The organism is Aliiroseovarius sp. M344, assembly GCF_025140835.1.
Taxonomy (GTDB): domain Bacteria; phylum Pseudomonadota; class Alphaproteobacteria; order Rhodobacterales; family Rhodobacteraceae; genus Aliiroseovarius.
In genome coordinates, this window is the sequence record NZ_CP081153.1 from 3,030,089 (window position 1) to 3,041,672 (window position 11,584).

The 11,584-nt window shown below is 57.6% G+C and carries 11 protein-coding genes and 1 riboswitch; of the genes, 2 read left to right on the forward strand and 9 right to left on the reverse strand.

Features of this window, described 5'->3' with window-relative positions; genetic code table 11:
• Positions 1-3: 3 nt before the first annotated feature.
• From K3556_RS14850 to K3556_RS14860, 3 genes are read right to left on the reverse strand one after another with little or no spacing between them, the layout of a single operon-like run.
• Entirely contained in the window at positions 4-696 is a 693-nt protein-coding gene (locus tag K3556_RS14850) for an ATP-binding cassette domain-containing protein (RefSeq protein ID WP_260517532.1), read from the reverse strand.
• Positions 683-2,251: a thiamine/thiamine pyrophosphate ABC transporter permease ThiP gene (locus K3556_RS14855; protein WP_260517533.1), complete on the reverse strand. Its 1,569-nt coding sequence runs from the start codon at positions 2,249-2,251 to the stop codon at positions 683-685. Before K3556_RS14855 ends, K3556_RS14850 begins: the two co-directional genes overlap by 14 nt.
• 1 nt (position 2,252) lies before the next feature.
• Positions 2,253-3,242, reverse strand: coding sequence for a thiamine ABC transporter substrate binding subunit (locus K3556_RS14860; RefSeq protein ID WP_260517534.1), 990 nt, complete (start codon positions 3,240-3,242; stop codon positions 2,253-2,255).
• 36 nt (positions 3,243-3,278) lie between these two features.
• Positions 3,279-3,384, reverse strand: a riboswitch (TPP riboswitch).
• Positions 3,385-3,481: 97 nt separating this feature from the next.
• Here K3556_RS14860 and K3556_RS14865 point away from each other — a divergent pair.
• Both K3556_RS14865 and aroC read left to right on the forward strand, forming a co-directional pair.
• Positions 3,482-4,444, forward strand: a complete 963-nt coding sequence (locus tag K3556_RS14865) for a DMT family transporter (protein ID WP_260517535.1) — start codon at positions 3,482-3,484, stop codon at positions 4,442-4,444.
• Positions 4,445-4,501: 57 nt separating this feature from the next.
• Positions 4,502-5,611, forward strand: coding sequence for a chorismate synthase (gene aroC / locus K3556_RS14870; protein WP_260517536.1), 1,110 nt, complete (start codon positions 4,502-4,504; stop codon positions 5,609-5,611).
• Positions 5,612-5,675: 64 nt separating this feature from the next.
• Here aroC and K3556_RS14875 read toward each other — a convergent pair whose 3' ends face one another.
• The 6 genes from K3556_RS14875 to ade all read right to left on the reverse strand — a co-directional run bounded on the left by K3556_RS14875 (position 5,676) and on the right by ade (position 11,546).
• On the reverse strand, positions 5,676-6,083 hold the full coding sequence (locus K3556_RS14875) for a thioredoxin family protein (RefSeq protein WP_260517537.1): 408 nt from the start codon (positions 6,081-6,083) through the stop codon (positions 5,676-5,678).
• Positions 6,084-6,096: 13 nt separating this feature from the next.
• Positions 6,097-6,810 carry a cytochrome c biogenesis CcdA family protein gene (locus K3556_RS14880; protein ID WP_260517538.1) on the reverse strand — a complete coding sequence of 238 codons (714 nt, stop codon included), beginning with the start codon at positions 6,808-6,810 and terminating at the stop codon, positions 6,097-6,099.
• 57 nt (positions 6,811-6,867) lie between these two features.
• Entirely contained in the window at positions 6,868-7,743 is an 876-nt protein-coding gene (locus tag K3556_RS14885) for a DMT family transporter (RefSeq protein WP_260517539.1), read from the reverse strand.
• 86 nt (positions 7,744-7,829) lie between these two features.
• Complete coding sequence (locus tag K3556_RS14890; protein WP_248364775.1) at positions 7,830-8,117, reverse strand: HU family DNA-binding protein; 288 nt, start codon at positions 8,115-8,117, stop codon at positions 7,830-7,832.
• 139 nt (positions 8,118-8,256) lie between these two features.
• Positions 8,257-9,741, reverse strand: coding sequence for an AMP nucleosidase (locus K3556_RS14895; protein WP_260517540.1), 1,485 nt, complete (start codon positions 9,739-9,741; stop codon positions 8,257-8,259).
• Positions 9,741-11,546 (reverse strand): adenine deaminase, encoded by a 1,806-nt coding sequence (gene ade, locus K3556_RS14900; protein WP_260517541.1) that lies wholly within the window; start codon positions 11,544-11,546, stop codon positions 9,741-9,743. The genes K3556_RS14895 and ade overlap by 1 nt, the downstream gene beginning before the upstream one ends.
• Between the last annotated feature and the right edge of the window lie 38 nt (positions 11,547-11,584).

An 11,584-nucleotide genomic window follows, 5' to 3' on the forward strand; every position in this document is an offset into this window, starting at 1 on the left:
AGGTCAGTTCCCCAAATAATCACGCAATGCCTCGGGTGGGTCATCAAAGATCTTCTGGGTCGGCACCGGGGCGTGAGCCTGCCCGCCTTCGACAAGGATCACTTCGTCCGACAAAAGCCGAGCATCCTCGGGGTTATGGCTGACCATTAGCAGCGTCGCCTTGGTCTCAGCCGTCAATTCTCCGACAAGCGCCAACATCTCGGCCCTGAGCGCCGGCCCAAGCGCCCCGAACGGCTCATCCAGCAGCAACAGGGGGCGATCCCGTAAAAGCACGCGTGCCAGCGCCACGCGGGCAATCTGGCCGCCTGACAGCTGCGCGGGCTTTCGTGCGCCCATACCTGCAAGACCAACTCTTGCCAACGCAGCCTCGACCCGACTGGCCTCATCTTCAGTCAATCTGAGGTTCGGCCGGACGCCAAGCCCGACATTCTGTGCCACGGTCAAATGGGGAAACAAGTTGTTGTCCTGAAACACCATGCTGATGGGTCTGGCAGCCGGATCAACGGGCATGGCAGCCCCCTGCCACTTGATTACGCCATCTGACAGCGGCTGAAATCCAGCGATCATGGCCAGCAAGGTTGATTTGCCCGCGCCTGACGGACCCAGAATCGCAACGCGGCGCCCCGCTTCTACGTTCAGGTCAGCGGCAAGGGTGAAATCCCCCATGCCGATCCGTGCGTTTTCAATCGTCAGCATTTGCGCGACCTCCGCGGTCAAAAATCCAGAACAACGCAAGGGACAGGCCCAGCAAAAGAACCGCCGCCGCCGCCGCGTCATCCATACGGTACGCCCCCATCAGGCGGTAAAGTTGCAATGGCAACGTGACCCCCTGCGGGTCGGCAAACATCGCAATGACACCAAGATCGCCCATCGACAGCGCCGCAGCCAACCCAAGCGCAAACCCCAAAGGTCGCCGCAATCGGGGCAACCACAGAAGACGCACCCGTGTCAGCCCATGCAGCCCCATCCCATCCGCCAGTGCGCCATAGTCCCGCTCGACCGTTCTGAGCGCCGGCACAAGGGCGCGAAGGGCGAAAGGCAGGCTCATCGCTGCATTCACAACTGCCGTGACCGGAAGCGCAAGATCCGAGGGTTTGACGAAGGGAAAGAGGATCAAAAACAGCCCCGTGCCGACAACCAAAGGCGACGCGGCAATGGTTAGGTAACCCAACCCCTCGGCAACCCACGCGCTGCGCTGCACGACGAGCGCTGCAACTGGCAGTGCCAAAGCCAGCGTCAGGAATGCCGACCCAAACGCCACCAGAAGCGATCTGAGCGCGGCCTGAAACACCGACATCGGCAGAGACAGCAGCCCCGGCACACCGTCAATGATGACCATCGTCAGCGGCAATAGTAAAAACAGGCTGGCCAACGTAATGATAGCCACATCCAACACACGCTGAATCCTGCTGTCATCCCAGCGCTGCACCGCGCGATCCAGCCCGGCACCCATATTGCTGGGAAATGCGATCCAAAACGCAATCAACGCCGCGCCCACGCCCATAGTGAACTGGATCAAGGCAAGCATTGCCGCCCGGCCAAGGTCAAAGTCGAACTTGAATGCCTCATAGATCGCCAGTTCGACAGTTGTCGCTCGCGGGCCACCACCCAGCGCGAGCGCAATGGCAAATGAGGTCAAGCAGATCAGAAAGATGACCAGAAATGCACCCGGAGCTACTTCGCGCAACATGGGGCGTTCCAGTATACGCGCAATCTCGCGTGGCCCCATACCTAGCGTCGCAGCTAGGCGAAACCGTTCGGCAGGAATTGAAAGCCAGCCCTGCAGGATCAATCGGGTCGCCAAGGGCAGGTTGAAAAATACATGCGCCAGAATGACGCCATGATAGCCATAGACCGAGATCGGCTCGACCCCGAGCACGTCCAGCGCCGCACTGATAATCCCGCTCCGTCCAAAGACGGCGATCAGACCGAGAACGGCAACAATAATCGGCAAGATGAACGGCGCGCCCAGAAGGGTAACAAGCGCACGGCGACCCGGAAATTTACGCCGGGCCAGCGCACGCGCAACAGGAATGGCCAGCACAACGCTGATCCCCGCCGACAAGGCCGCCTGCCACAAGGTGAACCGAATGGCCGCCCACTCTGACGGCCCAAGGCCCCGGCCCCCTTCGGCACGCAGTGCCACTGCGATCAGTGTTCCGAACACCAAAACGACCAACAGCATAACGGCCAAAAGGCCGGGCCAATGCGACACCCAAAGGGGGCGAACTATCTGGCCCGACCGATACATTTTACTTCGAGAACGCCGCCAGCCATTCGTCCAACGCGGGTTTGCGCAGGGCTTCGGCGTCTGCTTCGGAATGGAAGATAGCTTTGCCCGGCACGCCCAGCAGGCTAAATTTCTCAGGCAACAGCGACGCATCCAGTTTCGACGGGTAAGACCAGTTTGAGGTCGGGATCGCTGTCTGGAAGTCCTCGGTCAGGACATAGTCCATGAACGTGCTGGCCAGCTCAGGTTGGTCAGATGTTTTCAGTTTCGCCGCCAGTTCCACGAACAGATAGTGGCCTTCCTCAAAAATCGCTGCCGACTTGGACATGTCGTCTTCTGCGATGATATGATAGGCGGGCGAGGTTGTGTAAGACAGCACCATGTCAGCCTCGCCATCCGTGAACATACCATACGATTCTGACCAGCCTTGGGTCACGGTCAAGATTTTCGGGGCCAGTTTCTCCCACGCGTCAGGCGCTTTGTCTCCATAGATCGCCTTGACCCACAGCAAAAGCGCCAGACCCGAGATTGAACTGCGCGGATCCTGAATGACGATCTTGACGTCATCGGACATGCCCAGCAACGCCTCAAAACTGGCGGGCGGCGTTTCCATTTTGGTGTTGTCATAGATGAAAGCGGTGTAGCCATAGTTAAATGGCAAAAACACATCGTCAGTCCATTCAATGGGCATGGTTAGGCCACTGATGTCCTGCCCATGCGGCGCGAACAGACCTGATGCGCGAGCACGCGCTGTGACATCGGTGTTCAGACCGATCACGACATCGGCTTCGGTGCGCTCGCCTTCCAGCAGGATGCGCGGCAGCACGTCGCCGGTGATGAACTGCAGGTCGCAACCGCAACGGGCTTCAAACCCCTGCTCGATTCCGGGACCAGGGCCCCATTCAGATGCAAAATAGTCAGGCGCATAGACTTGCAACACAGGTTTTTCGTCCGCAACGGCGGGCGTAACCATCATTGAAAGTCCTGCGACAAATGAAAGGGTCTGTTTCATGGTATCCTCCAAATGCGCCGGACGGAGTGGCATTTGGGGCATCCAAATTACCTTCCCTCCGCCGGTTCTAGCCGGTTCAGGTTCAACGGGTCCGCATGGGATGCATCTCAGCCGGTTAAATCCGGCCCCCCGAGGTGGCGCCATTCCTGACGGGTTTAGGCGGACTTGGCAAGCCCCCTTGACCTTAGGGCGGTGATCAGCGATGTGAACGCTAACATCCGCCAATACCGGAGTCGTTCATGTCGGACGCACATAATTCACCTGTCAGAGGGCTGGGCTTCGCTTTCGCCGCGTTCGCGGTTTTTGCGACGCATGACGCCGTGATCAAGGCGCTTGGCGTCAATTTTTCGGTGTTCCAGATCATCTTCTTTGCGATGCTGTTTGCCTTTGTCCCGATGTCAGTGCTGATGTTGGCCGACAAGCAAGTCGATAATTTCCGCCCGCGTCACCCTTGGCTGATCCTGTTGCGATCGGTCACAACAGTTATTGCCATGTCGACAGCCTTTTATGCGTTTACGGTGCTGCCATTGGCCGAGGTCTATGCCCTGCTTTTCGCAACGCCGCTTTTGATAACCGCTATGTCCGCGGTTTTGTTGGGTGAAACCGTGCGGGCGCAACGCTGGGCGGCCGTTCTGGTCGGCTTGATTGGCGTTATGATCGTGCTCAGGCCCGGCGTGACACAGATCACGTTCGGACATATCTGCGCGCTTGTTGCTGCTTTGTGTTCCAGCTTTGGGTCCGTCATCATGCGCAAGATCGGGAGCGAGGAGCGCACAGCCGTGATGATCCTTTATCCCATGCTGTCGTCGATCATCTTCATGGCCCTGATGCTTCCATTCGTCTATCGCCCGATGGACGTCGCAGAACTGGGATTGTTCGCCAGCGTCGGTGTGCTGTCTGTGGCGGCACAAGTAATGATCATCGCAGCCTATCGCATCGCACCTGCGGCGGTAGTAGCCCCCAGTCAATACAGCCAGATCCTTTGGGCGACCCTGTTCGGCGTTCTGTTTTTTGAGGAATTGCCCGATATGTGGGTAGGCGTTGGTGCATCTATCATCATTGCATCCGGCGTATTCATTGTCTGGCGGGAAAGCCGGCCGTCTGTGTCGATACGACTCCCGCTTCTGCGCAATGCCAACCCGCGCTATGACACCGGCCCCAGCCCGCAACCAAAGCACCGTCAGAATGACGGCAACGACTGACGCGCTTCCCTTTCGCGCACGCCTTCGCTATCACCCTGAGAACGAAGGAGTATGCGCATGTCGATGAACAGCTTTGGACATATCTTCCGCGTCACCACTTGGGGTGAGAGCCATGGGCCGGCCTTGGGTGCGACGGTCGACGGTTGCCCCCCCGGTGTGCCGTTGGAACCCGAGATGATCCAGGTCTGGCTGGACAAACGGCGCCCCGGCCAGAACAAGAACATGACCCAGCGCAATGAACCCGATCAGGTGCGCATCCTGTCTGGCGTTTACGAGGGCAAAACCACCGGCACACCGATTCAGTTGATGATCGAAAACACCGACCAACGGTCAAAAGACTACGGCGAGATCGAAAAGACTTTCCGTCCCGGACATGCCGACATCACCTATTGGCAGAAATACGGCATCCGCGATCCGCGCGGGGGCGGGCGCTCGTCGGCGCGTGAAACAGCGGCGCGTGTCGCTGCAGGTGGCATCGCCCGCGAAGCGTTGAAAGCGCTGCTTCCGGGACTTGAGATCAAAGGTTACATGACGCAGATGGGCGCGCTGCATCTTGATCGCGAGAAGTTTGACTGGGACGCGATTGACCAAAACCCGTTCTGGCTGCCTGACAACACCGCCGTGCAGGAGTGGGAAGATTACCTTCAGAGGCTCCGCACCAAGGAAAATGACAGCGTCGGGGCCGCGATCGAAGTGGTTGTGCGTGGGGCACCAGCCGGGCTGGGCGCGCCGATCTATGCCAAACTGGACACCGACCTTGCCGCCGCGATGATGTCAATCAACGCCGTGAAAGGCGTCGAGATCGGTGAAGGTATGGCTGCCGCTGGCCTGAGAGGCACCGAGAATGCAGACGAGATCTTCATGGGCAACGACGGCCAACCGGTATTCTCGTCAAACCATGCAGGCGGGATTCTGGGCGGCATTTCAAGCGGCCAGGACATCGTCGTCCGCTTTGCGGTGAAACCCACCAGCTCGATCCTGACGCCGCGCCAGTCGATCACCAAATCAGGCGAGCCAATAGAGGTTGTGACCAAGGGCCGTCACGACCCCTGCGTCGGCATTCGCGCCGTTCCTGTGGGGGAAGCTATGGCGGCCTGCGTCATTCTGGATCACGTCATGCTGCACCGCGCCCAGATGGGCGAAGGCGTGCGCGGTAAGATCGGGTAAAGGGCCGGGCTTCGCCCGGCAGATCAGAGGCCTCCGGCGGGGATACTTCACGCCAGAAGAAGCCTTAGGCTAAAGTGGCAGCAAGCGCCGTGTCCATCAGCGCTTTGATGTCACTTTTCGAAGTGCCCGCGACAATCCGGCCGAGTTCCTGATCACCTTTAAGAACGACCAGCGTCGAGCGGCGCGGAATACGGAGAGATTTCGCCAGTGCAGATTTCCCGTGCTGGTCCCAGTCGACATTGATGAATGTGATGGCCTTGTCGTAGGCGGGATTTTCAGCTTTCAAGGCATTGATCACCCGTTCTTGCGCCGCACATGTGCTGCACCAGCTGGCTTTGAAGTCCAGAAAGACGGTTTCACCGTTGTTCAGCGCTTTGGTCACGAGGCCGGGCGCATAATCTGCTGCGGCATAAGCCGCCCACGGTGCTAGCGTTGCAGCGGCTGTAAAAGTGATGAAGTCACGACGTTTCATGAGGGGGCTCCTTTCAAAGAGAGACAGAGAGGTCAACAAGCCATACGGGCAGGTTTTGTACGGCCCAGGCTTCGAGGCTATGGTGAAAACGAAATAGAATGGCCAAGCCGACGGCCAAAAAGATTGCGCCCATGATGGGGCGGGATTTTTGCGCGATGCGGCGCATCAAAGCCTGCCTGCGCATGATCGCAGACCGTGCGCCATAGCCCAAAACAAGGATGATGGTCGAGACGCCCAGCGCGAAAGAAATCATGATCGCTGCCGCCCACACAACGCTTTTGCCTTGCGACGCCAGCGAGATTGCACCGCCTAGTGTTGGGCCGATGCAGGGGCTCCAAACCGCGCCTAGCAAAATTCCACCAAGGAACTGGCCACCAAGGTTTGAGCGATCGATGTCATCAAAGCTTGTATCTGCATGAGCAGAGACGCTTGTGGTCGCCATTGCGAACCGCTCTGACAGGATCGGGGTCATGAGGATGAGGCCGAAACCAACCATCAAAATCGCGCCACCGCGTGCTACCATGTCTTCCGTCAAACCAATCGCATAGCCTGCGACCGTTACCACCAGACCCAGCGTTACGAAAGACAGGCTCATGCCTGCCGCAACGGCCAGTGGACCGTACCGGCTGGCCTGCAGGGCTGTGGCCAGCACGATGGGCAACACCGGCAGGACGCAAGGATTGATCAGGGTCAACAACCCTGCGAGGTATCCGAACACAAGTTCCATGCGGTTAAAGCTAAGGTGCCGAGCGCAAAAGTCACTTCACGATGCGTGCCAGTGGCTTCACGACTGTGTGGGCTTTTGTTTCGAAAGCTGCACAGCAAGAATGCCAATGGTGATGATTGCCACGCCAACAAAATCGGTGACCGTCAGGGCCTCGCCCAGCAGCAACCAAGCGGTTGTCACACCGAAAAACGGATTCAGGAAATGGAAGGTCGCTGCTTTCACCGCTCCAATCCGGCCCACCAACGAGAACCAGATCCAGGTGGCCAGAAGCCCCGGCGCGAGAACGGTATAGGTGAAAGCAAGACCCAGCTTCAGGCTTGGCGTAACCGTTGGCGTCTCAAAGATCAGCGCCGCAAGAAGCAATACCGCGGACCCTACAAACATCTGCAGCCCGACAATCATCATCAGATTGCCACCAGACGACGCTGTGCGGACCGAAAGCGTGGCCGCTGTCAAAGCAGCAGCGGCGATGAAACACATGATGACGCCTGTCAGATCGACACCACCGGACAAGCGCGACCCCATGATGAGGCTGACGCCGATAACACCTGCCACGAGACCCGCTACCGCCAAAGGGCGCAGCCTGTCCCCCAACACCGTCCAGCCAGCAAAAGCCACCATCAAGGGCATGGTAGAGGCGATGATCGCGGCCAGACCGGCTTCGATCCACTGCATGGCGACGAAATTCAGGCCCAGATAGAGCGCGTTTTGGCAAACGCCGAATATGATGACCGCCCGCCATTGGTTGCGGGTAAGGTTCCAGTTCTGTCCCAATGCGCGCGCAATGATGACGCCCAGCAGCCCCGATATGAAAAACCGCAGGGCTAGCGAATAAAGCGGCGCTGCGTCGGCCACAATGATGCGCGCAGAGGTGAAGGCCGAGCTCCAGATAAGCGCAAAGGCCAGCCCCATTAAGATTGCGCGAAAATCCATACTACCTCTGCCAAAAAGAAAAGGGCCGCCACTTGGGCGACCCTTTCCGAATTCATGTCCGGGAACAAGCCCCGACAGCACAAAGACTAGCCGTTAACGCTGTCTTTCAGTGCTTTTGCAATGGTCATTTTTACGACCTTGTCAGCATCCTTGTGGATCTGCTCGCCGGTGGCAGGGTTGCGCACCATGCGTGCGGGACGCTCACGGCAATAAATCTTGCCAACACCCGGAAGGGTCACTGCACCACCACCCGAAACTTCTTTGGTGATGATGTTGATGACACCGTCCAGCGCGCTCGACGCCGATTTCTTGTCCGAGCCCATTTCTTCGGCCAAAGCAGCGACCAGTTGGGTCTTCGTCATAGGTTTCGACATATAATACACTCCTCACATTTACCCATTTATTGGGCTTCATTGGGCGCATTTAACTGTATGTAGCTAGTCGACACAACAACTTGTTGTGCAGTTTTCCCCAATAAATAGCGCTTTTTTACGTGTTTTCCCCCAAATTTCCCTAAAGGAAAGCTGTCTCTTCGAAGCTTCGGAGCTTCCGACTGTGGATTCGTTCGATCGGCATATCGCGCAGGGTTTCCATGGCTTGAATGCCAATCAGCAGATGGCGAGAGACCTGAGATTTGTAAAAGTCAGACGCCATGCCGGGCAATTTCAGCTCTCCGTGCAGCGGTTTGTCAGACACACACAAAAGCGTTCCATAAGGAACCCGGAAGCGAAAACCATTGGCCGCAATCGTGGCACTTTCCATGTCCAGAGCAATCGCGCGGGATTGGCTAAGGCGTTGCACTGGTCCCGACTGGTCACGAAGTTCCCAGTTCCGATTGTCCAGCGACGCCACGGTGCCGGTCCGCATGATGCGTTTCAACTCATACCCTTCCAGCTCGGTCACCTTGGCCACGGCTTGTTCCAGCGCAATTTGAATTTCAGCAAGCGGTGGGATTGGCACCCAAAGCGGCAGATCATCGTCCAGAACTTTGTCTTCGCGGAGATAGGCATGTGCTAGGACGAAATCGCCCAAACGCTGGCTGTTTCGAAGCCCCGCGCAGTGGCCAACCATCAACCAGGCATGCGGACGTAAAACCGCAATGTGATCTGTCGCCGTTTTGGCGTTCGAGGGCCCCACCCCGATATTCACGAGCGTGATCCCTGAACCGTCTAAACGTTTCAGGTGATATGACGGCATTTGAGGTAACTTGTCTGGCGTCGGCAATGCCTGATCTGGCGTTGTGATCTGGTGGTATCCTGGCCCCACAAACGCCGTATATCCGCTGTCAGGATCGGCCAGCATTTGGCGGGCGTAGGCCTCGAATTCTTCGACATAGAACTGGTAGTTTGTGAACAGAACGTGATTTTGGAAGTCCGCTGGCTTGGTCGCGGTATAATGCGACAATCGAGCAAGCGAGTAGTCAACCCGTTGTGCCGTAAAGGGGGCAAGGGGTGCAGCGCCATCTTCGCCCCGCTGGGCGACACCATTTACGATGTCATCATTGGTGCTGGACAAATCGGGCACATCAAAGACATCGCGCAATGGAAAGCTCATCGCTCCTTCTTGCGGCACCGTGATGTCTGTTTCGTTTGCCACCGCAAAATGCACCGGGATCGGCGTGTCGGAATATCCGACCCAAACGGCAACCCCATGATGTTCCAACAACAGAGATATCTGTTGCGTCAGATAATTTTCAAACAAATCGGGGCGCGTGATCGTGGTGCTGTAAGTGCCCGGTGCGGACACATGGCCAAAGCTTAGTCGTGTGTCGATTTGCGCGTGACTGGTCGTGGTCAGGCTAATCTCAGGATAAAAAGCACGAAACCGCGTGTCGGGTTGATCACCAGACACCGATTGCTCGAACGTCTCGCACAGAAATTTACAGGCTTGCTGATAAAGCGCCTTCAATCGCTGAACGGCCGCTTTGGCATCCGTAAACGTTTCATGAGCGCCGCTGGGCGGCGTGATGACAGGGATAGAGTGTCCGCTGGAAGGCATTAATGTTCCTCAATCAAATTGGTCAGTTCAAATCGGGTCACATCAACAAGCCCCAGATCAGAAATGCGTAACTCCGGGATGACAACAAGCGCCAAAAGGGAATGTTGCATATAAGCGTTGTTCAGTGAGCAGCCACAAGCGGCCATAGCGTTAACCAGTGCATCTGCCTTCGCCGCGACGTCATGCGCGGGCGCGTCAGACATCAGGCCCGCCACCGGAAGTTCGACCAAGGCCAGCTCTTCGCTGTCCTTGAAAACGGTAATTCCACCGCCAACTTCGCCCAACCGGTTCGCAGCCAACGCCATGTCTTCGCGGCTTGTCCCGACGACAATCATGTGGTGGCTGTCATGCGCCACGGTCGAGGCGATCGCCATCCGCCCTGTATACCCGAACCCGGACACCAGACCGTTCACCACATCACCTGTGGCTCGGTGGCGTTCGACAAGGGCGATCTGGCACACATCTTGCGCCTCATCGGTTTGCACAAGGCCATCCACTACACCAAGGTCACGCGTAAGAGCCTTTGTCGGCGCTTGGTTTTCAACGACACCAATCACCTTGGCACGAACCGAATTCGCGCCGTCAGGCGCCGCGATCTCGAAATCGACATCCTCAAGCGTTTTGCCCAGATGCACTGTGTTACGCGCATATTCTGGCCAGCTCAAATGTGGGCAATCAACGGTGATTTGACCGCTTTCAGCAACAGTTTTCCCGCGTGCGATCACCCGGTTGATGGGCAAGCCAACCAGATCATCGGTCAGGATCAGATCCGCCCGGCGTCCCGGTGCGATAGAGCCTAACTCACGCTCCAAACCGAAATGGGTGGCCGTGTTGATGGTGGCCATTTGCAACGCCACCAGAGGGTCACATCCGCAGGCAATTGCGTGGCGCAAAACACGGTTCATATGGCCGTCATTCACCAATGTGCCAGAGTGGCAATCATCGGTGCATAGGATGAAGTTGCGCGGGTCCAACCCTTTTTCCGTGATCGCGGTGATTTGCGTTTCAACGTCATACCAAGCAGACCCAAGACGCATCATCGACCGCATCCCTTGACGCACGCGGGCGATGGCATCGGCCTCGCACGTACCTTCGTGATCATCCGCCGGCCCGCCCGCCACATACGCATGAAAGGCTGGACCCAGGTCCGGGCTCGCATAGTGCCCACCCACGGTCTTGCCCGCGTTCTGCGTCGCCGTAATCTCGGCCAGCATCTTCGGATCGCCGTTCACAACGCCGGGGAAATTCATCATCTCGCCCAGCCCGATGATACCCGGCCATTCCATCGCCTCGGCGACATCTTCCGCGGTAATTTCATAGCCGGTCGTCTCTAACCCTGGTGCGGACGGCGCGCAGGAGGGCATCTGGGTGAAAATATTGACGGGCTGCATCAGCGCCTCGTCATGCATCAGCTTCACGCCCTCAAGACCCAGTACATTCGCGATCTCATGCGGATCGGTGAACATGGTGGTCGTGCCATGCGGTATCACCGCGCGGGCGAACTCAGCCGGCGTCAGCATTCCGCTTTCGATATGCATATGGGCGTCGCACAAACCCGGGATCAGGTATTGACCGCCCGCTTCGATAACTTCTGTGGTGTCGCCAACACAATGGCTGGCGTCGGGGCCGACATAGGCAAACCGACCATCTGCAATCGCAACCTGCCAATCATCCAGCACCTCGCGCGTGTGCACATTCACCACGCGACCGCCGCGGATCACCAGATCAGCGGGTTCGCGTCCAGCCGCTACGGCGACCAGACGGGGCGCACATTCAGACCATGTTTTGAAAGTTGGATTTTCCATTGACCCATTGTTCAAATTTCCCATGTTAGCGCAACCCC